The sequence below is a fragment of the Bacillus sp. SRB3LM genome, assembly GCF_015712745.1.
Lineage (GTDB): Bacteria > Bacillota > Bacilli > Bacillales > Bacillaceae_G > Bacillus_A > Bacillus_A thuringiensis_K.
This window is the reverse complement of the sequence record NZ_VWVQ01000076.1, coordinates 155,777-176,598: the sequence shown is the minus strand read 5'-3', so window position 1 is coordinate 176,598 and position 20,822 is coordinate 155,777. Positions and strand designations below refer to the sequence as shown.

Here is a 20,822-nt window from a genome sequence, read left to right as displayed (position 1 = left end):
AATGGAACATGTATAGAGAAAAAGGAGAGAAAAGATGGCGTGTCAAAGACAAGGGTTACAAGTTAATAACGATAGAAAGAGGGACAGAAGATGAAAATGAAGCATGCCTTTGGTCCTATAATTTTAGCGTGTGTGCTTTTTTTCATTATCATTCTAATCCCATCGAAAAGTTTAGTATCGCTTATTAGTGATAAGAAGGTAGAAGATGCGGCTACTTCTTTACAAAAAGAGAAATTACAAAGTGTTTTCTTACAGCAAAAAATGTTAGAGAATTCACAGTATTTACCGATGTACGGTTCATCAGAATTTTTACGAATGGATGCATATCATCCGTCTAATTATTTCAAAGTAAATCCAGCTGGTTTTACACCGTTTTTAATTGGAACTGGCGGTACACAAAGTTTAGCTCATATTTTAAATATGACATCTACTATGGATGAATTAGAAGGTAAAAAAGTAGTCTTTGTTCTTTCACCACAATGGTTTACAAAGACTGGTGTATCACAAGGGGATTTCACTAATAATTTCTCCAAACAACAAGCATATCATTTTATTTTTAATGATGAGATAAATCCAGAAATGAAGAAGCAAATCGCGAAACGGCTATTAGATTATAAAGTTGTTCAAGAAGATGATATATTAAAAAATTCATTAGAAGGTATTGTATATAATGATACGAAACATAACATAAAAGCAGGTTTAGTTAAACCACTTGCTTATATGCATCGAAATATTTTAGATCATAGAGATTTATTTAACTCTTTATTTAAAATCGAACCGATGAAAGAGAAAACAAATATCGGACTTCGTTCAATTTCTTGGGAAGACGCACGTAAACACGCAGAACAAGAAGGGAAAGCAGAGTCTACTACAAATACATTCGGAATTGAAAATCCGTATTATCATAAGAATAATCTGAAGAAAAAACTAAAAGGTTTAAAAAACTTTAGAGCAAATGAAACATATGATGAATCACCAGAATACGATGATTTACAAATTATTTTAGATTTATTTAAAGAGAAAAATGTCAAACCACTCTTTATTTCTGTACCTGTCAATGGGCCTTGGTATGATTATACTGGATTCCCGAAAGAACGCCGTGAAGTGTATTATAAAAAAGTTCGAGAACAGGTTGAGAAAGCAGGATATCCAGTAGTTGATTTCTCTGGTCATGAATATGATAAGTATTTCTTAAAAGATACGATTCATTTGGGCTGGAAAGGTTGGATTTATTTTGATGAAGCAGTGCAGAAATTTAATTCTGAGAAATAAAGTATAGAAATCGGAATGGCTATGAGCCGTTCCGATTTTTTTTAGTATAGAGGATTTTGGTGAGGACAATTTGGGAATGCATGTATATCTTGAATCTGTCTATAATCATAATGTTTCATTGCGAACTGGGCTTGATAAAAGGTATTCATACACATATAATTGACCATCATGAGCTGAACATAATACACCAGAAGTTCCTTGCCCATTTATGAAGGAAATACCGATAGGGCGTCCGATTAAGTATAGTATTTTTTGCTGCCAATGCATAGGGGAATCACTCCTTTTTGAGATAATATACGAAAGAAATGATCAAACGGTTGCTTATCCATGTAAATGTAGATGGAAAGGTGTTATATAATTCTTGAAGATTAATTCATATATATATATATATATAAATAAATAAAAAACCGCTATAACTCCGAATGAATTTATAGCGGTTTTTGTTATATTCTTAAGCAAGATTTTTACGCTTTTTTGTCCATTTTTTTATAACGAAGTATAAAAGTATAAGTACGACGCCACCAATTGCGAATGATTTCACATAAGGACCAGCAATATCGTTAATATTTTCCCAATTTTCACCTAGTTTTTCACCTAAATAAATGAAAATAATAGACCAAGGGATAATCGCAAGTGCTGTTAATGTAGTGAAACGTAGTAAAGGCATTTTTGTAATACCAGCAGGAATTGAAATCGCATGACGCACTACTGGAATGAAGCGTGCTGTAAAAATGACGCCAGTTCCGTAACGATTAAACCAATCTTCTGCAGCATCTATTTGTTTTTTATGTATGAAAATATATTTTCCATAACGTTCTAATATAGGGCGTCCGCCGTATCGTCCAAGCCAATAAATAAAGATTTGGGCAATAACACCGCCAATTGTACCGAATACAACTGCGCCTATAAATGAGATACTTCCATTGAATACTAAGTATCCTGCATAAGCAAGGACAATTTCACTTGGGATAATTTCAATCATAAGTCCAAGCATAATGCCCCAATAACCTAATCCTTCAAAAAACGTTAATACTGAATGAATAAAACTACTTAACATTGTTGCACCTTCTAGTTTATGAATTTTTGAGTATAAGAACCTTTTATTTAATTACGTAAAAGGTTCACTATATGTAGATTATACCTTATTTACATAGGGGATTGCTATTTCAATTCTTTTATGTCTCTCATAAGTATTATAGTAAAGTATATAAGCTACGTTTTCATGAAGGGTTAATGAAAAGATTATTAAAAATTTCTCATATATCAATGATAATAGACTGAAAATTAAGTATAATGATATAGGTCTTTCATTTACAAAAATAGGAGGAGAACGTATGTATATTACAGATCCGATTTATGGACCAATCTCTATTCGTGATAGAGATATCCTTCGATTGATAGATACAAAAGCATTTCAAAGGTTGGCGAATATTAAACAACAAGGACATACTTATTTTTTACATGAGAACGCAATACATACGAGGAAAGAACATTCGATAGGTGTATATGTGCTAGTAAATAAAGTGATAGAACATCTTACTGAGATTGGTGACATACATTTATCGAAATATGAACGAAAGCTAGTATCTACTGTAGCCCTTCTACATGATGTTGGACATGGGCCATATTCACATTGTTTTCAGCAAATATCGGGTGAAAATCATAGTGAGTGGACGGTACGAATCATTCAAGAGGACGAAGAAATACGTACGATTTTAAATCAAACACCTAGATTATTAGATGATGTAACGAAAGCTTTAACAGAAGATGGAGTTTTTCCAATTATAGATGAGCTCTTATTTAATTCATTAGGAATGGATCAATTAGATTTTTGGAATAGAGATTTATATTACTCGTCGCTTGAATTAGAAGGTTTACAGATAGAAGAATTGATTGCTAACATGCGTTTAATTGACGGTAAACTTGTTATTGAAGAATCGGGAATCCCCTTCATCGAACAATTAATGAAAATGAAAGAAGGGCTTTACAATAATGGATTTGGCCACCCGTTTGTGATAGGAAAAGACGTATTGCTGCAAACAATTTTTAAAATGATAGAGGAGAAAAATCTTTCGTTCTATACTCCTGAACTTCAAAACTTCTTTCATAAAGGAGAGAAGTTAGAAGTAGAAGACTTTCTTCCGTTACAAGATGAAATGATTTTAAATGAAATACAGTGCTTTGCAAAATCAGATGATGTTGAAATAGTATCTTTAATTCAACTTTATGTTTCACCAACTAAAAGTTTATCATTTCAAAAAGGAGTGGAGGGTGATTTTAAAAAGGAAAATAACAATTTAGCGATAATAACTGAGAAAAAGGCGTACAGTTCATATGCAGGTGGTATTTACGTCCATAGTGAGGGGCAGTTAGAGGACATTTTAGAGAAATCAAATTTCATTCAAGAGATAGTAAAATTGCCTAAAAAAGAATATGCCTATTCAATTTGATTTGGTTCGAAAATAAAAAATGAATGAGATGGAAACGTAAATTTAGAGGAGGGAATAAAATACATGAAACATAAAATTGCTGTACTGGCAGATGTACATGGAAATGCAACTGCTTTAAAAGCAGTTATCGAAGATTCTATGAAAGAAGGTGTGACTGATTATTGGTTTTTAGGAGATTTAATTATGCCTGGTCCTGGATCGAATGATTTGTTTGAAATATTAGAAAGTATTAACGTTGATACTTATGTACAAGGAAACTGGGAAGATAGTTTTCTTGACGTTCTTAATAAAAATATTGATATTGATAACGCAACTGATATTTATGTTTCTAGATTAGTTCAGTATCAATGTGAAAACCTGGATGAAAACTATATTAAGTATGTTAAAAATTTACCATTACATATAACAAAACAGGTTAATGATTTATCAATCAGTATTAGTCATAATCTACAAAATAAAAATTACGGAGGAGATTTGTGGCCCACTAATAATCAGGAACAGTTTGATCGGCTATTTGATCGTGATTATGATATTGCGATTTACGCTCATACCCACCATCAATTGTTGCGCTATAGTAGCAATGATCAATTAATTATTAACCCAGGAACAGTTGGACAACCTTTTTACAAGTGGAATAAGCTAAACTCTGACTTGCGTGCTCAGTATGCAATTCTTGAAATTGATGAGGCAGGGATTACTGATGTGAGGTTTAAAAAGGTTTTTTACGATGTAGAAAAGGAATATAAAAATGCCATGAATAAAAATCTTCCTTACATTGATTTATATCGTGAGCTGTTAGAGACAGGAAAAACTCATACGCATGATATTGAATTATTACAAGAAATTAATGACAAATATAATTATAAAGATGAAGTAATTAAGTTTATCGAGAAAATCAGATAGGAATTTAATGGAAATAAATGAACGTTGTTGAATGTTAGGTTAGTAATGATTTTTACATAATCAAGAGCTATTGTAGAATGAAACTTAGATGTAAAATGATTTTTGTATTTTATATTGATTGAAAACAAGCATCCCCCTGTCCTACGTATATGACGGGGGGATGCTTGTTTTTTTACGGCTTCACATCTAAGTTCTGTAAAAATAAAGTTGCTGTTACGTAACGCTTTGCTAACATTTGTACATAAGCGGTATGTACAGAAAGGGTCGCAATAATAATAGCGTTACGAATTGCTTCGCGTTGTTCGTTATTAATTTGATCGAACTTACTTGCGATTTTATCAGCTTTTTCTTTTACGATGTTTTCAATTGTATGAACGGTATCTGTTGCATTTAATTGTAAGCAATTCCCTTGATTGAGTTCTTCAAATAAAGAAGAGTATGCTACATATAAATGAACAGGATTGATTAAATCATCACTTCGATCAGCTGGATCATTTACAATAAGGCGTAATAGCTTACGAATGGATTCAAAATCAAGTGCTGTTTTTAAATCTTCGACAATAAATAGTAAGGCTGCTTGTTCAATTGAATATTTTTTCCCTTTTTGAGGAGAGCCAATCATTTCTTTTATATCTCGTTTCACCCAGTTTTGCATAGCAGTTACAGAGAAACTTGTGTTTTCAATCTGATTGCCAAGCGCAACTATTTCATTTAAAGAAAAACCGACATCAGTATCGTCAATTTTAATCAGCTTTTCAAAAATAGGTGAAAGTGCGGTAGTAATAAAAGCTGTAACGCTTTGTCCGCTTTCAATATCTTTTTTATGTGACTTTGCCCAAGCTTCTTGTAAAATACCGAGAGGCTTTTTCGTATTCCATCCTCTTAGTGATAGAAGAAGGGTAGCCATTTCATTTCGTGTGAGATGAAATGTTTCCATCTTTTCACCTCCAAAATAATAAAAAGTTCTTATGAACTTATAATATGTTTTGTTTCATTTAAAGTCAATTCTGTTTTGCTTAATTTTTCCCTTGTGACCAAACTGTTGAAAGTAAATAATACTTGCATATTTCGACAAAAGTTCATATAATAAGTTCATAAGAACCTTTAAAATGTTCTTAAAAACAAATCTATCATTCTGAATTTACTAGAAAGATAGGTTTCACATATATCTATATAAAAGGAGAATGGATATAATATGTTGAAAAAACTTGTAACAGTAATGACAGCATTCATGGTTATCTTTGGGGCTAGCAGCTTTATGTTCGTAGATCATGCGGCAGCGAAAAGTTACAAATCTGGTAAAAAATCATTTACACCAAGTTCAGGTCAAAAGTCAAAAGTTGATTTAAACAAAAAAGACTCAAATGTAAATTCTCAAAAAACGACTCCAGATTCAAAAACGAAAGCAACAAACACAACACCAAAAAGTAATAAAGGAAGCTTTATGAAAGGTTTATTACTAGGTGGTCTTGGTGGTTTACTAATGGGTAGCTTATTTGCAAATATGGGAGCTCTTGGTTCTGTATTAGCGTTTATGGTAAATATGTTAGTAATGGCTGGTATCGTAATGTTAGCAGTTCGTGCATTTAAATACTTCAAAGACCAACGTAAGAAGAAGGCAGATGAAGTAGCATGGAAACAATAAAAATTTCTGAACAAGAGCTTATAAATGCGCTGTGCGTATATATAGCTGAAAAAAGACAAGTGGGTCCAGAAGAAGTGTTAGTTGAACTCATGTATGACGATGACTACGGTTTCTCTGCGGAAGTAGAGGTAAATGGTCGCCAGCAAATTTTAATTCAAGCAAACTTAATCGAAGCTTTACGCTTATTGCTTGACAGAGAATATAATGTCAATCCATTCGCAGCGAGATTACAACTTGAATTAGATGATGAAGAAGGCATTTACGCATTAGCGAAATTTAATAACTCAGATGAGTAGAGAAGAGAGCTGTTGAGAATAATCTCAGCAGCTCTTTTTAGTATGTGCATATGTAGATGAGTAATCACGCCAAATTTCATTCATTTTTCGTCTACCGATATCTACTATCGGATTAAACTGAATTGCAGCTTTCTGACGAATAAAGCGAACGTTTTGAATGGCGTGAGATAATTGTTGGTCGACTATATCACGTTTTTTGCTTGCATATTTAGCAATAGATAGACCTGCAACTGTTCCTTGCGCCATCGCAATTTTTCCGCTTTCAATGCCTGTAATATTGCCGGCTACAAATAAACCAGGAAGAGGGGTTTCCATTGTTTCGGAATGGAGAGGAACGTGTCCGCCTAATTCTGAAATGTAATGGAAGGGACAACCAGCTACAGCTGCAAGTTCGGCAAGTGGGTATAATCCTCCGGCAATACAAACAAAATCTGCTTCATATATTTTCTCTGATCCATTAATAACATTTCCTTTAGAGTCAATATTAGCAATACGTACACCTTCAACTTGATCTGTTCCGATAATTTCAAGAGCTGCTTTCCGAAGGTGAAGTGGCGTTCCGTTTATTTTCATTCCGTTGTTTGGATAGAATGTTAATCCAACTTTTCGAATCCAATCAAATTTCATAAAGTGGCTACCTATTCGCAAGAAAGCAGAAGGAGCGAGGTGAGCTGCATTTAAAAGAGAGTTTAAAACTTCTTCAGGTTCACCAGCTTTTTGACTTAACTCGCTTTTCTCAGGGAGTACAATATGATCCACTGTAATTCCCGCTAATTGCAATTCACTTAAAATGGCGAAAGACAAAATGTTAGCACCAATAATAATTCCTTTTTTTCCAACTTGCACGCGATGAACATTTGTCATAACTTGAGCTGCTCCAATTGACATCACTCCTGGAAGTGTCCAGCCAGGAAGGGGAATAGAATGTTCCGCAGCTCCAGTAGCAAGTAGTACGAAAGGTGCTTCTAACGTACCGATATTAGTATGTACAAACCAATTGTTTTCATCTCTATCTAAATTATAGACCGAAACACCGCACCTGATATGTACTGAAAGTGATTCTGCTTCTTCATGAAGTCGCTTCGATTCTTTTATTCCGTTCCACCATTCTCCAGTAGGCTCTTGATGCAACTGTCCTAACAATCTCCCGCCCGGCTTCATAAATTCATCAATAACGAGCACTTTTAGTCCGAAACGAGCACAAGAAATAGAAGCAGATAATCCCGCTGGCCCTGCACCAATAATAATTACATCACTCATCGTTTTTTCACCATCTCTCTCACGATATTCGGATGCTGTTTCCCGCTTTCAACAACCATGTTTTCTTCTACAACAGTTAAGCATGCGCGCACATTTGTTTGATTATTTACTGTCATGCGGCATTCGGAACAGTGCCCGATATTACAATAAATACCTCGCGGTGCTCCGCTATCTTCATGAACTCTTAATGTCCGTATTCCATTTGCTAACAGGGCAGCAGCTATCGTTTCATGTTCATATGCTCCGTATTGATGACCGTTAAATTGAAAGGTAATACGCTCACTACTTTGTAAAGTACCTAAAATAGGGTGATGTGTAATTCTACTCATTTACTTTCACCTACCGATCCAAAAGTAACTGCACGTATTGGTGGTTGATATTTTAACGGTAGTTCATTAAGAGTTACGTCAGGATTCGCATTTTCAATCATTCGATCTATCATTATTCTGCATGTGCGACCACCGCAAAATCCCATGCCAGCACGTGTTCTTAGTTTTAATTCTCTTGCCGAACAGTTATATTCAGCAATTGTCGATTGAAGTTGCCCATATGTAACCTCTTCACAACGACAAACGATTAAGTTGTTTTTATTTGTCATATGTATTCCTCCTCTAGTTCGGTTTTCACAAATTATATATGCAAAAATCATGCCAATATAGAGGAGGGAGAGAGGGCTACCTGTAAACGCCTGATCGGTGCATACTGATTCTTTATTGAAGTCCAAGTTTCTTTAAACGGTTATATAAAGTAGCCCTTGTTACACCAAGTTGTTTTGCGCATTCTAATTTATTCCCATTTAAAATTCGTAAAGCCCTTTCAATAACTTTTTTCTCATGCTCATCCATCTCTTCTTGTAAAGAAAGGATTGTATTATTGTTGCTGAGTAATAGGGAATGGGCTGTATGGTTGTCTAAAGTTTCAGTCGTATGAAATGGTAAATATTCTTGTTTTATAATTCCGTCTGTTGCGAATACCACAAGCCGTTCAACAACGTTTCGAAGTTCGCGAATATTACCTGGCCAATTGTAATGAAGCAGTTCATGCATAATGCTTGAAGGTAAGTCACGAATTGGTCTGTTATAGTTGATTGAAAAATCGTTTAAGAAAGAATAGGTTAATTCAATAATATCCTCGCGTCTTTCGCGCAGCGGTGGAATCTGCAAGCTAACTACATTTAAGCGGTAATATAAATCTTCTCGGAAAGTTCCTTTTATCATTTCTTCTTGTAAATCACGATTTGTAGCAGCGATAATACGGAAATCAATATTAATTTCTTTTTCACCACCAACTCGGTAATACTTTCGCTCTTGCAGTACACGTAACAGTTTTACTTGCATATCAAGTGGCATTTCACCTATTTCATCAAGAAATAAAGTACCGCCTTGCGCGAGTTCAATTTTACCTTTTTTTCCTTTACTATTTGCTCCAGAAAACGCCCCACGCTCGTAACCGAATAATTCACTTTCAAATAATGCTTCTGGAATTGCCCCGCAGTTAATCGAAATGAAAGGCGCCTTCGCTGCTTCACTTGCTTCATGAATTGCTTTCGCAAATACTTCTTTTCCAACTCCGCTTTCCCCAAGTATTAAAACAGTTGATTTTACCGAACAAACTTTTCTAGCTAATTGTATCGTTCTTTGTATAACAGGACTTTTTCCATTCATCGCAAGGAATGGATCGGATTCATCTTTATACTTTGCCACTTCTTGTTCTAAACGGTGCATTTCATGTGACATATTAAATAGTTTTTCATTTAAAGCGACTTGATTTGTAACATCTGTTTCTGAAACGACTGCTCCTATAATTTCATCATTACAATAAACTGGATTTGAATTAATTAATACGAATAAATCGGGGCGAGGCTGATGGAACTGAGCGACTATGCTTTTTCCATCATGTAAAGATTGTAAAATTTCCAAGTCTTTATAATCAAAAAAACGAGTAATCGGTTGCCCAATAATCTCATTATGGTTGACTGAAAATATTTTTTCAGCACCATCTGTCCAAGTTCGAACGCATTCTTTACTATCAATTACTGTAACAGAAGAGTCAGTTGTTTGTATTACAGTGTCATAAAATGACTGTAGTTCATTGTAGGACTTATAAAGAAATAGAATCATTTGCTGAGAAGTTATACAGCATATCGGCTCATCGTTTTCGTTAAGGATGATAACAGCTAATTCATAAGAAAAAGCGTCAATTAATGCAGTGAATGAGTCATCTACATAAATAATTGCGCAATTATATTCTTCTGTAGTAGAAGGGAGATAATAAAACCTTTCGTTTATTTTCTTAATGCGATCAAGGCAACATGTATGATTGATTAAAACGCTTTCCAAAAATTCTTGTATAGTCGGGAATGAAAATTCCATAATGTCCTCCTGTTATGTATAAAAATTTTGACAGTGATAAAAAAATAATACACCTATTTACTATAAATTTAAAATATTTTTACAAATAAAAATATTATTTATAAAAATTGTATATGTACAGAATTGGCACGTCAATTGCATGAAAAGAAAGTGAGAGGGCTAGGAAAGGAGGAGTATATTGTGAGGCACTGCGACGTTTTAATTATAGGTGGTGGAATAATAGGGTGTTCTATCGCTTATTACACTTCAAAATACGGAAGAGACGTAACAATCATTGAAAAAGGGGAATTTGTCAGCGGGACGTCTTCACGGTGTGATGGGAATATTTTGGCCATTGATAAAGACCCGGGATTTGATAGTCAAATGTCTTTAGTAAGTCAAAAATTAGTAACTGATTTAAGTGAAGAATTAGAGCATTCATTTGAATATAGGGCACCAGGAAGTATTCTCGTATGTGAGTCAGACGAAGAGATGGAAGCTGCGCAGCAATGGGTAAATCGGCAAAAAGAAGCTGGATTACCGTTTCGAATGCTTGATAGGCAAGATATAAGGGAAGAGTCGCCTTTTTTTGCTGATGATTTATTAGGTGGTTTAGAATGTGCGACGGATTCAACTGTGAATCCATATCTCCTTGCTTTCTCGCTTGTGTCAGAGGCACAAAAGTTTGGCGCAAAAGCTTTTAAGCAGACGGAAGTAAAGAGTATGGAAATAGAGACGGATGGTTCATTTGTTGTAGAAACTACGAATGGAACTTTTACAGCACAACAAGTTGTAAATGCAGCCGGTGTGTGGGCTCCTAAGATTGGTCAGATGTTAAATATAAATATACCAATTGAACCGAGAAAAGGGCATATTATTGTAGCTTCAAGGCAACAACACGTAGGATGCCGTAAAGTAATGGAATTCGGTTATTTAATTTCTAAATTTGGCGGAAAACGAAAAGTGGATGCTTTAACTGAAAAATACGGGGTTGCGCTCGTATTTGAGCCTACTGAAAGTCAAAATTTCTTAATTGGTAGTAGTCGTGAATTTGTAGGATTTCATACGAGGATAAATAATGAAGTCATTAAATGTATCGCAAATAGAGCAATTCGTTTTTATCCCAAAATGGCAGATATGATGGTAATTCGTTCTTACGCTGGTTTACGTCCGTGGACGGAAGATCATTTACCGATTATTTCACGAGTGGAACATATTCCGAATTATTTCATTGCCGCTGGACATGAAGGTGATGGGATTAGTCTTGCAGCAGTTACTGGAAAAGTAATTGAAGAGTTATTAAATGAAAAAGAGACAATTATTCCTATTGAACCACTTCGTTTGAGTCGTTTTACAGAAAGGGTGTTAAACGGATGAGGTCACAAAGAGCCTTTACGACGATTGATACACACACAGGTGGGAATCCAACGAGGACATTAATTAGTGGACTTCCAAAGTTGATTGGAGAGACGATGGTAGAGAAGATGTTACATATGAAAAAGGAGTATGATTGGATTCGAAAATTGTTAATGAATGAACCGCGTGGTCATGATGTAATGTCAGGAGCATTATTAACAGACCCGTGTCATCCTGAGGCTGATATAGGTGTTATATACATAGAGACAGGTGGATATTTACCGATGTGTGGTCACGATACAATCGGTGTATGTACAGCGTTAGTTGAATCAGGTTTAATTCCGGTAGTTGAACCGATTACTTCTTTAAAACTAGATACACCGGCTGGCTTAGTTGAAGTAGATATTGCTGTTCAAGATGGAAAAGCAAAAGAAGTATCTTTCTGTAACATACCAGCTTTTTTATTGAAAAATATTACTGTACAAGTGAAAGACATTGGAACTATAGAGGCTGATATTGCGTATGGAGGGAATTTTTATGCCATTATTGATGCGAAATCAGTAGATCTAGAATTAGTACCAGAAAATGCATCTACAATCATCGATAAGGCGATTCATATAAGGAACACAATTAATGAGAAGTTTGAAATCACTCATCCAGAGTATTCGTTTATAAGAGGATTAACACATGTTGAATTTTATACAGATCCTACTCATGAATGTGCGCATGTGAAAAATACAGTTGTTGTACCACCAGGCGGAATAGATCGATCTCCATGCGGTACAGGAACATCTGCGAAGCTAGCTGTATTATACGCTCAGAAAGAAATCGAAATTGGTGAAGAGTTCATTCATGAGAGTATCGTTGGTTCTTTATTTAAAGGATATGTCATGAATACGACACATGTTGAAAATATTGAAGCTGTCATAACGAAAATTACGGGATCAGCTTGGCTTATGGGTATGCATAGATTTTTTTACAATGAAATGGATCCACTTAAAGAAGGGTTTTTGCTAATTCCGCCGATGGAACATGAAACGGAGGATATAAAATGAACATTCAAAAAATGTATACAGCAGTAGACGTACATGTAAATGGCGAGGCATTTCGTGTAATGAAAGACGTACCATGCAAATACTACTACAGTTTGGAGCAATTAAATGAACAATTTTCAGGTGAATTAGCAGAAGAGATGAAGCTTTTATTAAATGAACCACGTGGTTTTATCGGTTTGAATGGGTGTATTGTCGTTCCATCTATCTATAATGAAGTGGATGCAGCTGTATTATTTTTTAATCATGAAGGTTCGATTCCGCTTCATTATGGAGGCATTGTTGCAGTAATAACGATGTTACTCGAAAGTGGGTATTTAAAAAAGAGAGAGTCCAATCAATACAAAATTGAAACGTTATGTGGAATATTTTTAGTTCATGCGTATGTAGAGAATGATGAAGTTATATCGGTTTCGTTTGAAAGCAAACTATGCTATATGATTGAGAAAAATTTACAGATTGGTAATGTAAGTTATTCTCTTATACAAGCAGATAAAGTATATGCAGTTGTAGAAAAAGGTGCGTATTCGCCAGAAATTCGCATGGAAAACATTTCTGAATTGAAAAGATGGGGAGAAGCTACACTGCAGGCTATACAAATACAGTCGCTAATAAAAGGGCTTATTTTAGTAGATCCTTCGCAAAAAGAAAAGAACCATATAAAATCGATTACATTTCATGAAGATAACTTTATCGTACGTTCGCCAGGTTTTGTTTCTACTATTGTTTCCTATGTTCATGCGTTATTTAAAAATGATTATATGGCGGATAAACCTTTTAAAAATGAAAGTATATTTAATAGTTTTATAACTGTGGAGAAAGTGAAGAAGGAGGAACTAGGATACATTTTCCGTTTTGAAAGTAGAGGGTTTATTACAGGGATGCAGACGTTTCTATTAGACCCTACGGATCCGTTTCCGGCAGGTTTCTTATTAAAATAAAATGTGATAGGGAGAGATAAATATGCAAAAAATTAAAGGGGCATTTCCAGTATTAATAACACCGATGGATGAATTTCAGGAAATTAATTGGGATGGGGTAAAGCAAAATGTAAATTACTTTATCGAACAAAACGTTGCAGGTATCATCATTAATGGAAGTACAGGAGAATTTGTAAGTTTATCAAAAGAAGAACGATTTAAAATGGTAGCAACCGTGTTGAAAGAAATTGATGGCCGTATTCCAGTTATTGTTGGAACTGCAGCAGAGACGACGAAAGAAACAATTGAATATACGAAACATGCAGAAGCGCACGGAGCGGATTGTGTATTAATTATAAACTCTTACTATTGTAAACCGAAGGAAGAGGAGATTTATTTTCATTTTAAAGAAATCTCAAACTCTGTAAATATACCAATTATGTTATACAATAATCCATTTACTTCTGGTGTTGATATGAGTACAGAGCTAATGCTCCGTATTGGAAAAGAGTGTGAAAATGTTACACATATTAAAGAATCTAGCGGAGATATTCGAAAAGCGAGAGATTTAGTAAGACAAAGTGAAGGGGCTTTCCAAGTCTTCTGTGGTTCTGAAGATTTAGTTATGGAATCATATTTAGTTGGTGCCTCGGGATGGGTTTCAGTAGCAGGAAATATCGTTCCCGGTCTCGTTACAAAAATGTATGAGCATTTTCAAAATGGTGAATTAGAAAAGGCGTGGGAAATAAACGATGCTATTTTACCACTTTGCGAGTTTCTTGAAGGATCAGGGAAATATGTTCAAATCGTTAAACGTTCTATGGAATTACATGGGCAAGCGGGAGGACCTTCTCGCTATCCAAGACTAGGGTTAACTGTAGAAGAAGATCAAAAGCTTCAAACGATTTTATCAAATATTGCAGCTCATGCAGCTGTTTAAATAAGGAGGAGAACATAATGTTAAAGACAAATATTGAGCTGAAACCAAAAGTGGAAGCGTTTTTAAATGAAGAAATTAAAATGTTTATTAATGGCGAATTTGTTTCTGCTATTGGCGGAAAGACGTTTGAAACGTACAATCCAGCAACAGAAGAGGTTCTAGCAGTCGTATGTGAAGCGCAAGAAGAGGATATTGATGCTGCAGTAAAAGCGGCAAGATCTGCATTTGAATCTGGCCCGTGGGCAGAAATGACTACTGCTGAAAGAGCGCATCTTATTTATAAATTAGCAGATTTAATTGAAGAACATAGAGAAGAATTAGCGCAACTAGAAGCTTTAGATAATGGAAAGCCATATCAAGTAGCACTTGATGATGATATTTCAGCGACTGTAGAAAATTATCGTTATTACGCAGGATGGGCTACAAAAATTATTGGGCAAACAATCCCGATTTCTAAAGATTACTTGAATTATACGAGACATGAACCTGTTGGTGTTGTAGGACAAATTATTCCGTGGAATTTTCCGCTTGTTATGTCTTCTTGGAAAATGGGAGCTGCACTGGCGACAGGTTGTACGATTGTATTAAAGCCAGCAGAGCAAACGCCTTTATCTTTACTATATACAGCGAAACTCTTTAAAGAGGCTGGATTTCCAAACGGCGTTGTAAACTTTGTATCAGGCTTTGGTCCTGAAGCAGGGGCTGCAATTGTAAATCATCATGACATTGATAAAGTTGCTTTTACAGGATCTACTGTTACAGGAAAGTATATTATGCGTCAATCTGCAGAAATGATTAAGCATGTAACGTTAGAGCTTGGCGGAAAATCACCAAATATCATTTTAGAAGATGCGGACTTGGAAGAAGCGATAAATGGTGCATTCCAAGGTATTATGTATAACCACGGTCAAAATTGTAGCGCAGGATCACGTGTATTTGTTCATCGTAAACATTATGAAACTGTAGTAGATGCACTTGTGAAAATGGCGAACAACGTAAAACTTGGAGCAGGTATGGAGAAAGGAACGGAAATGGGTCCACTCGTATCTAAGAAACAACAAGAGCGTGTGTTAAATTATATTGAGCAAGGGAAGAAAGAAGGTGCTACAGTTGCGGCTGGTGGCGAACGTGCGCTTGAAAAAGGTTATTTCGTTAAGCCAACTATATTCACAGATGTTACAGACAATATGACAATCGTTAAGGAAGAAATATTTGGACCAGTTGTTGTCGTACTTCCATTTGATTCGACAGAAGAAGTAATTGAACGAGCGAACAACTCATCCTATGGCCTTGCTGCGGGTGTATGGACGCAAAATATCAAAACGGGTCATCAAGTAGCAAATAAATTAAAAGCAGGAACAGTGTGGATTAATGATTATAACTTAGAAAATGCAGCTACACCATTTGGTGGATATAAACAATCTGGTATTGGCCGCGAATTAGGTTCATATGCGCTTGATAATTATACAGAAGTGAAAAGTGTTTGGGTAAATATAAAGTAATAGGGCGTTTTACTGATAAAAATTGAGGGATGAAATAATGAAAGATGCGGACAACTAGAAAGTTTGATAATAGTTGTCCGTTTTTTTTATATACAAAATTGCTTTTCCAAAGAATGATAAGGGGGATTTGGATGGAGAATTTAGTAGAATGGTTAGTAGGGCAAGTGTGGGGTATCGGTTTAGTTGTTTTTGCATTAGGGGCAGGCGTATATTTCACGATTGCAACACGCTTTTTGCAAATCCGTTATTTTAAAGAGATGATTAAACTATTATTTGAAGGAAAGAGTTCAGAGACGGGAATATCATCTTTTCAGGCATTTTGTTTAGCCTTATCAGGAAGAGTTGGAATTGGTAATATTGCAGGGGTAGCGACAGCAATTGCTTTCGGCGGTCCTGGAGCTGTATTTTGGATGTGGGTAATGGCTTTGTTAGGGGCAGCGAGCGCGTTTGTAGAATCAACATTATCTCAAGTATACAAAAGTAAAGTAGGGAATGAATATCGCGGCGGTACTCCATATTTCATTGAGAAAGGTTTGAAAATGAAATGGTTTGCAGTCATTGTAGCAGTAGTTGTAACACTTTCATATGGCGTGTTATTACCAGGTATTCAATCTAGTAGTATCGCAGTTGGATTTGAAAACTCTAATGGTATTAGCAAATATATAACTGGTATATTTTTAGTCGTGTTACTAGCAGCAATTATTTTTGGTGGTGTAAAGAGAATTGCTGGCGTTTCTCAAATGCTTGTTCCATTTATGGCAATTGGTTATGTAATTGTTACATGTATCATATTAATTGCGAATGTAACGGAGATTCCAAGTATGTTTGCTTTAATTTTCTCTAGCGCATTTGGTGTAAATGAAATGTTTGGTGGAATTGTTGGTGCAGCTATTGCATGGGGCGTAAAACGCGCTGTATTTTCAAACGTTGCTGGTGTCGGAGAAGCGACGTATAGTTCGGCGGCTGCTGAAGTAACGCATCCCGCAAAACAAGGATTAGTTCAAGCGTTTTCCGTATATATCGATACAATTGTCGTATGTACAGCGACAGCTCTTATGATTTTAATAACAGGTATGTATAATGTTATACCTGAAGGGAAAACCGCCATTGTACAAAACATAGGAAATGTGGAAGCTGGTCCAATTTATACACAACAAGCAGTTGAAACTGTGATAACAGGGTTTGGTCCAATATTTATTTCAATTGCGATTTTCTTTTTTGCATTTACAACGTTACTCGCTTATTACTATATCGCTGAAACGACACTTACTTATTTAGATCGTCAACTGAAGTATGGCTGGTTAAAACCAGTTTTAAAATTTGGATTTTTAATTATGGTTTACATCGGTAGCGTTGAATCAGCGTCGCTTTTATGGAATCTTGGAGATTTAGGAATTGGTAGTATGGCATGGTTAAACTTAATCGCAATCTTACTTTTAAGTAAAACCGCATTAAAAGTGTTAAAAGATTATGAAACGCAGAAAAAAGAAGGGAAAGATCCAGTATTTAATCCTAAAAATGTGGGGATTGAAGGATTAACATTTTGGGAAGAAAGAAGTAAAGAGGTTGAAAGAAAAAGTTCTAGAGAAAAAGTTATTGTCGATGATAATTTAAAATTATAACTAAAATTAATTGAAAATTCTTAATTTAAAAGAAGGTATATTGCCTCCATTTCATCACATACTACAATAAGTATGGATAATATGACTGGAGGGAATAAGATGGAACATGAGCAACATAGTTCGATAAATGATATTCTACATCATTATAAAGAAGGTATAGGTAGTTTTACAAATCAAATTCCTGAAATCGCTGAGACATATAATGCGTTCACGCAAGCTTGTTTTCAAGAGGGTTCTTTAACAAAAAGAGAAAAACAACTTATTGCATTAGGAATTAGTTTAGCAACGCAAGATGAGTATTGTACAATTTATCATACAAAAGGTTGTCTTGATCAAGGATGTTCGGATAAAGAGATTCTAGAAGCATGTGGTGTTTCAGCAGCATTTGCTGGCGGAGCTGCGATGAGTCAAGCGGTAACTTTAGTGCAAGAGTGTTTAACAGAATTGAAAAATCAAAAGCATTGAATAAAAAAACGTTTTAAACTTTATGTTTAAAACGTTTTTTATGTGAAATTAAATTTGAGTATAAAAATTATCTAGGATGGGTTCAATTTATGGTTATACAATAATGGGAGAATTTTAAATTTAGTAGGAATGAGAAATAACAACTATTTATTTAATTTTAAGGTTTTGTAAAAAGCTTCAATTGCTTCATATAATCAATGGCTTTTGTTTTATTTTTCTGTTTAGAAACATAATGTGCCTCATTAAAATCTCTATAGTAACTGTTAACTACTTCTTCAGAAAGAGCACCGTCAGAGATAGCTCTTTTAACCGCGCAGTTTGGTTCGTTTGTATGTGAACAGTTAGAAAATTTACATCTTATAGAAATCTTTTTTATATCTTCATATCCAAATTCAAAATTCCCCTCAAGGTTTATCAAGTCAAATCCTATTTTACTAATAAGAAATCCCTCCATTTTTGAAAGAGTCTTTTAGAAACATACATACAAAGTTTATCGTTTTCAATTTGTATTTACTTTAATATTCTATATCTTCATAAATAGATTTTTCTACATCAGGAAGAACTGTGTATATACTCTTACCGATTAAAGCTTCTAATTCTTTCTTAATCGCATAAAACCCTTTCCAATGTAAAGATGTATGAGATGTTGTACCATGACGCAAACCAACAGAAATTAATCTTCTTTCCAGCGTAGTAAAGCCATCCGCATCAGCAAGAGCGTCACAAAGAGTAATTACTTTATTGTATAAGTCGTAGTTACAATGTTCATTTAATATTTCAACTAACCGGCTTCTCATATGGTCAGGAACGAGACTCCATTCCGCTGCGATATCTATATGTTCATTTTTGCATGGGAATGAGTGTGTCACACAAATAACAGCGTTTCCTGTATACCCTAAATCATTCATATACATATAACCATCATAGGAATGAATGACCGATTTGGTAAAACCTTTGTATCTTCCGATATCATGCAAAAGGGCAGCGTTATATGCTATGTCAGCATCTAGCTTGTACCCTTTTTTTATAAGTTCTATAATTATGTTTTCAGTTGCATGAGCAACATGTAGTGAATGTTCAAACCAAGGGCCCGGGTTTTGTTCATATGCCCATTCGAGTAATTCTTTTGCGTACGTTCTATCTAATATATATTTCATATCGTTATCCTTTCACAAAAAATCATATCTTAACTATAAATTCCTCTTATTATTTCATTATTCCTTCTTTAAAAATTGTTACAATGAAACAAAAGGGGGAAAAGTAATGCGGAATTTAGTAATTGAAGAAATTAAGAAACTAGAAAATGATATAGAAGAACTTTCGAAACTTTTGAAAATGGTTGTAAATGATGGGGCATCAATTGGTTTTTTGCCTCCACTGGAACAAAAAGATGCAACAAAGTATTGGCAAACAGTATTAGCGCCAGAAGTGATATTGTATGTGGCTAAAATAAACAACGAAGTAGCAGGGAGTATTCAATTACAATTAGTTACTAAGCCTAACGGAATTCATAGAGCCGAGATTTGCAAATTAATGACTCATCCAAATTTTAGACGAAACGGTATTGGACGATCGCTTATGCAAAAAGTAGAGGAACGAGCAAAGCAAGAAAACAGGTCTCTTTTAGTATTAGATACAAGAGAAGGAGATCCTTCCAATAAATTGTACAAATCACTAGACTACCAAGAAGTTGGAACAATACCAGGGTATGCAATTTCTACGAATGGAAAGTTAGATGCTACGGTTCTTTATTATAAAAACATTTAAGTTATAATCAAACGGGGAGAGTGCTTAATTATTAGTAAGTGAATAATAAACGACTATTTTTAACACCGTCTATATTTTTCTGGCGGTGTTAAAATAGTTAATTATAATCTAATTAACGCACTAAATGAATTTGAGAAAGTTTTTAGAGGGTTCTTTTAGTAATGATTCTCGTCTTATAATAAATGTAGAGAAGATGACTAGCCAACTATAGTTATTTTCGCTTTATTATGGGAAGGGGATGAAAGAATGAAAAAGAATAGTTTACAAAAGATGAAGAAAGTTATTTTAAGTGGTGGCGTATTACTTACGGGATTATTAACATTTGGATTTTCAGAAAAGGCTTCAGCTCATGGATATGTAGAATCACCAGCGAGCCGATCTTATTTATGTAAGCAAGGGGTAAATGTAAATTGTGGACCGATTCAATATGAACCTCAAAGCGTAGAAGGAATAGGTGGATTCCCGCAACTAGGACCTTCTGATGGACAAATTGCAGGGGCTGGTCATTTTCCCGCTTTAGATGTTCAAACTGTAGATAGGTGGAAGAAAGTTACGTTAAATGGCGGGACGAATACATTCAAGTGGAAACTAACGGCTCCTCATAGTACGAAAGAGTGGAAATACTATATTACGAAAAAAGGTTGGAATCCCAATAAACCTTTGACGCGATCAGATTTAGATTTAGTGCCATTCTATGTGAAAAATGACGGTGGAGCTAGACCAGGGACAACAGTAATGCACGAAGCGAATGTACCAACTGACCGTAGTGGATACCATCTTATTTTAGCTGTTTGGGAAATTGCAGACACTGGAAATGCGTTTTATCAAGTTATAGATGTAAACCTTTTGAATAATGGCTTATCCTCAAATTTCGCTTTTAACAATGTAGTGCAAGCTCCTACATTATTTTAATTGAAACATACATTTCGATCATCTAATTCATTTTAGATGATTTTTTTTATGAAAATGATGAAAAATATAGAAGAAAGTGCAATTATTTATAAAAAAATATGCTTTAAAT

22 protein-coding genes and 1 pseudogene are annotated in these 20,822 nt (G+C 34.8%); 14 read left to right on the top strand and 9 right to left on the bottom strand.

Features of this window, described 5'->3' with window-relative positions; genetic code table 11:
* Positions 1-90 precede the first annotated feature (90 nt).
* Positions 91-1,272: a D-alanyl-lipoteichoic acid biosynthesis protein DltD gene (gene dltD / locus F3I02_RS22105; protein WP_000782300.1), complete on the top strand. Its 1,182-nt coding sequence runs from the start codon at positions 91-93 to the stop codon at positions 1,270-1,272.
* Between the two features lie 41 nt (positions 1,273-1,313).
* On the opposite strand, the pseudogene F3I02_RS22100 reads toward dltD, so the two are convergent.
* Together F3I02_RS22100 and uptA are read right to left on the bottom strand one after the other, a co-directional pair.
* Positions 1,314-1,539, bottom strand: a pseudogene (locus F3I02_RS22100) (hypothetical protein).
* Positions 1,540-1,723: 184 nt separating this feature from the next.
* Positions 1,724-2,329 carry an undecaprenyl phosphate transporter UptA gene (gene uptA, locus F3I02_RS22095; protein ID WP_000952913.1) on the bottom strand — a complete coding sequence of 202 codons (606 nt, stop codon included), beginning with the start codon at positions 2,327-2,329 and terminating at the stop codon, positions 1,724-1,726.
* A 277-nt stretch (positions 2,330-2,606) separates the two neighbouring features.
* On the opposite strand from uptA, the gene F3I02_RS22090 reads away from it, so the two are divergent.
* Both F3I02_RS22090 and F3I02_RS22085 read left to right on the top strand, forming a co-directional pair.
* Positions 2,607-3,722, top strand: a complete 1,116-nt coding sequence (locus tag F3I02_RS22090; protein WP_196478445.1) for an HD domain-containing protein — start codon at positions 2,607-2,609, stop codon at positions 3,720-3,722.
* A 63-nt stretch (positions 3,723-3,785) separates the two neighbouring features.
* Positions 3,786-4,625, top strand: a complete 840-nt coding sequence (locus F3I02_RS22085) for a metallophosphoesterase family protein (RefSeq protein WP_163051921.1) — start codon at positions 3,786-3,788, stop codon at positions 4,623-4,625.
* A 172-nt stretch (positions 4,626-4,797) separates the two neighbouring features.
* On the opposite strand, the gene F3I02_RS22080 is transcribed toward F3I02_RS22085, so the two are convergent.
* Positions 4,798-5,562, bottom strand: coding sequence for a DUF1836 domain-containing protein (locus F3I02_RS22080; RefSeq protein ID WP_000447231.1), 765 nt, complete (start codon positions 5,560-5,562; stop codon positions 4,798-4,800).
* Between the two features lie 258 nt (positions 5,563-5,820).
* On the opposite strand from F3I02_RS22080, the gene F3I02_RS22075 reads away from it, so the two are divergent.
* Positions 5,821-6,270 (top strand): hypothetical protein, encoded by a 450-nt coding sequence (locus F3I02_RS22075; protein ID WP_196478444.1) that lies wholly within the window; start codon positions 5,821-5,823, stop codon positions 6,268-6,270.
* A complete protein-coding gene (locus F3I02_RS22070; protein ID WP_063245515.1) occupies positions 6,258-6,566 on the top strand; it encodes a YxcD family protein in 309 nt (102 codons plus the stop codon). The genes F3I02_RS22075 and F3I02_RS22070 overlap by 13 nt, the downstream gene beginning before the upstream one ends.
* Positions 6,567-6,590: 24 nt before the next feature.
* Here F3I02_RS22070 and F3I02_RS22065 read toward each other — a convergent pair whose 3' ends face one another.
* The 4 genes from F3I02_RS22065 to F3I02_RS22050 form a co-directional block, all read right to left on the bottom strand.
* Positions 6,591-7,826 (bottom strand): NAD(P)/FAD-dependent oxidoreductase, encoded by a 1,236-nt coding sequence (locus F3I02_RS22065; protein WP_196478443.1) that lies wholly within the window; start codon positions 7,824-7,826, stop codon positions 6,591-6,593.
* Positions 7,823-8,155, bottom strand: a complete 333-nt coding sequence (locus F3I02_RS22060) for a (2Fe-2S)-binding protein (protein WP_000087066.1) — start codon at positions 8,153-8,155, stop codon at positions 7,823-7,825. The genes F3I02_RS22065 and F3I02_RS22060 overlap by 4 nt, the downstream gene beginning before the upstream one ends.
* Positions 8,152-8,424 (bottom strand): (2Fe-2S)-binding protein, encoded by a 273-nt coding sequence (locus F3I02_RS22055; RefSeq protein WP_000182619.1) that lies wholly within the window; start codon positions 8,422-8,424, stop codon positions 8,152-8,154. The genes F3I02_RS22060 and F3I02_RS22055 overlap by 4 nt, the downstream gene beginning before the upstream one ends.
* A 112-nt stretch (positions 8,425-8,536) precedes the next feature.
* Entirely contained in the window at positions 8,537-10,198 is a 1,662-nt protein-coding gene (locus F3I02_RS22050) for a sigma-54 interaction domain-containing protein (protein ID WP_196478442.1), read from the bottom strand.
* Positions 10,199-10,378: 180 nt separating this feature from the next.
* Here F3I02_RS22050 and F3I02_RS22045 point away from each other — a divergent pair, with 180 nt between their 5' ends.
* The 7 genes from F3I02_RS22045 (at position 10,379) to F3I02_RS22015 (ending at position 18,034) form a co-directional block, all read left to right on the top strand.
* A complete protein-coding gene (locus F3I02_RS22045) occupies positions 10,379-11,554 on the top strand; it encodes an NAD(P)/FAD-dependent oxidoreductase (protein ID WP_001215263.1) in 1,176 nt (391 codons plus the stop codon).
* Entirely contained in the window at positions 11,551-12,588 is a 1,038-nt protein-coding gene (locus F3I02_RS22040) for a proline racemase family protein (RefSeq protein ID WP_001257517.1), read from the top strand. The genes F3I02_RS22045 and F3I02_RS22040 overlap by 4 nt, the downstream gene beginning before the upstream one ends.
* Complete coding sequence (locus F3I02_RS22035; RefSeq protein ID WP_196478441.1) at positions 12,585-13,526, top strand: proline racemase family protein; 942 nt, start codon at positions 12,585-12,587, stop codon at positions 13,524-13,526. Before F3I02_RS22040 ends, F3I02_RS22035 begins: the two co-directional genes overlap by 4 nt.
* Positions 13,527-13,548: 22 nt before the next feature.
* Complete coding sequence (gene dapA / locus F3I02_RS22030) at positions 13,549-14,445, top strand: 4-hydroxy-tetrahydrodipicolinate synthase (RefSeq protein ID WP_001169462.1); 897 nt, start codon at positions 13,549-13,551, stop codon at positions 14,443-14,445.
* Between the two features lie 17 nt (positions 14,446-14,462).
* The gene (locus F3I02_RS22025) at positions 14,463-15,947 is read left to right on the top strand and encodes an aldehyde dehydrogenase family protein (protein ID WP_000920987.1); all 1,485 of its coding nucleotides are present in this window, start codon (positions 14,463-14,465) and stop codon (positions 15,945-15,947) included.
* A 131-nt stretch (positions 15,948-16,078) separates the two neighbouring features.
* The gene (locus F3I02_RS22020) at positions 16,079-17,569 is read left to right on the top strand and encodes an alanine/glycine:cation symporter family protein (RefSeq protein ID WP_196478440.1); all 1,491 of its coding nucleotides are present in this window, start codon (positions 16,079-16,081) and stop codon (positions 17,567-17,569) included.
* 72 nt (positions 17,570-17,641) lie between these two features.
* A complete protein-coding gene (locus tag F3I02_RS22015; RefSeq protein ID WP_002005224.1) occupies positions 17,642-18,034 on the top strand; it encodes a carboxymuconolactone decarboxylase family protein in 393 nt (130 codons plus the stop codon).
* A gap of 157 nt (positions 18,035-18,191) precedes the next feature.
* On the opposite strand, the gene F3I02_RS22010 is transcribed toward F3I02_RS22015, so the two are convergent.
* Both F3I02_RS22010 and F3I02_RS22005 read right to left on the bottom strand, forming a co-directional pair.
* Positions 18,192-18,488, bottom strand: a complete 297-nt coding sequence (locus F3I02_RS22010) for a P-loop NTPase family protein (protein ID WP_000398279.1) — start codon at positions 18,486-18,488, stop codon at positions 18,192-18,194.
* A 61-nt stretch (positions 18,489-18,549) separates the two neighbouring features.
* Positions 18,550-19,191: an HD domain-containing protein gene (locus F3I02_RS22005; RefSeq protein ID WP_000874109.1), complete on the bottom strand. Its 642-nt coding sequence runs from the start codon at positions 19,189-19,191 to the stop codon at positions 18,550-18,552.
* A gap of 106 nt (positions 19,192-19,297) precedes the next feature.
* Here F3I02_RS22005 and F3I02_RS22000 point away from each other — a divergent pair, with 106 nt between their 5' ends.
* Both F3I02_RS22000 and F3I02_RS21995 read left to right on the top strand, forming a co-directional pair.
* Positions 19,298-19,801 carry a GNAT family N-acetyltransferase gene (locus F3I02_RS22000; protein ID WP_196478439.1) on the top strand — a complete coding sequence of 168 codons (504 nt, stop codon included), beginning with the start codon at positions 19,298-19,300 and terminating at the stop codon, positions 19,799-19,801.
* 246 nt (positions 19,802-20,047) lie between these two features.
* Positions 20,048-20,713, top strand: coding sequence for a lytic polysaccharide monooxygenase (locus F3I02_RS21995; RefSeq protein WP_196478438.1), 666 nt, complete (start codon positions 20,048-20,050; stop codon positions 20,711-20,713).
* The last annotated feature ends 109 nt before the right edge of the window (positions 20,714-20,822 follow it).

Coding starts and splice junctions, on each gene's coding strand:
- F3I02_RS22065 (WP_196478443.1), bottom strand. CDS start 7,826: ATGAGTGATGTAATTATTATTGGTGCAGGGCCAGCGGGATTATCTGCT.
- F3I02_RS22010 (WP_000398279.1), bottom strand. CDS start 18,488: ATGGAGGGATTTCTTATTAGTAAAATAGGATTTGACTTGATAAACCTT.
- F3I02_RS22040 (WP_001257517.1), top strand. CDS start 11,551: ATGAGGTCACAAAGAGCCTTTACGACGATTGATACACACACAGGTGGG.
- F3I02_RS22025 (WP_000920987.1), top strand. CDS start 14,463: ATGTTAAAGACAAATATTGAGCTGAAACCAAAAGTGGAAGCGTTTTTA.
- F3I02_RS22005 (WP_000874109.1), bottom strand. CDS start 19,191: ATGAAATATATATTAGATAGAACGTACGCAAAAGAATTACTCGAATGG.
- F3I02_RS22050 (WP_196478442.1), bottom strand. CDS start 10,198: ATGGAATTTTCATTCCCGACTATACAAGAATTTTTGGAAAGCGTTTTA.
- F3I02_RS21995 (WP_196478438.1), top strand. CDS start 20,048: ATGAAAAAGAATAGTTTACAAAAGATGAAGAAAGTTATTTTAAGTGGT.
- F3I02_RS22060 (WP_000087066.1), bottom strand. CDS start 8,155: ATGAGTAGAATTACACATCACCCTATTTTAGGTACTTTACAAAGTAGT.
- uptA (WP_000952913.1), bottom strand. CDS start 2,329: ATGTTAAGTAGTTTTATTCATTCAGTATTAACGTTTTTTGAAGGATTA.
- F3I02_RS22055 (WP_000182619.1), bottom strand. CDS start 8,424: ATGACAAATAAAAACAACTTAATCGTTTGTCGTTGTGAAGAGGTTACA.
- F3I02_RS22000 (WP_196478439.1), top strand. CDS start 19,298: ATGCGGAATTTAGTAATTGAAGAAATTAAGAAACTAGAAAATGATATA.
- F3I02_RS22085 (WP_163051921.1), top strand. CDS start 3,786: ATGAAACATAAAATTGCTGTACTGGCAGATGTACATGGAAATGCAACT.
- F3I02_RS22075 (WP_196478444.1), top strand. CDS start 5,821: ATGTTGAAAAAACTTGTAACAGTAATGACAGCATTCATGGTTATCTTT.
- dapA (WP_001169462.1), top strand. CDS start 13,549: ATGCAAAAAATTAAAGGGGCATTTCCAGTATTAATAACACCGATGGAT.
- F3I02_RS22090 (WP_196478445.1), top strand. CDS start 2,607: ATGTATATTACAGATCCGATTTATGGACCAATCTCTATTCGTGATAGA.
- F3I02_RS22080 (WP_000447231.1), bottom strand. CDS start 5,562: ATGGAAACATTTCATCTCACACGAAATGAAATGGCTACCCTTCTTCTA.
- F3I02_RS22020 (WP_196478440.1), top strand. CDS start 16,079: ATGGAGAATTTAGTAGAATGGTTAGTAGGGCAAGTGTGGGGTATCGGT.
- dltD (WP_000782300.1), top strand. CDS start 91: ATGAAAATGAAGCATGCCTTTGGTCCTATAATTTTAGCGTGTGTGCTT.
- F3I02_RS22035 (WP_196478441.1), top strand. CDS start 12,585: ATGAACATTCAAAAAATGTATACAGCAGTAGACGTACATGTAAATGGC.
- F3I02_RS22015 (WP_002005224.1), top strand. CDS start 17,642: ATGGATAATATGACTGGAGGGAATAAGATGGAACATGAGCAACATAGT.
- F3I02_RS22070 (WP_063245515.1), top strand. CDS start 6,258: ATGGAAACAATAAAAATTTCTGAACAAGAGCTTATAAATGCGCTGTGC.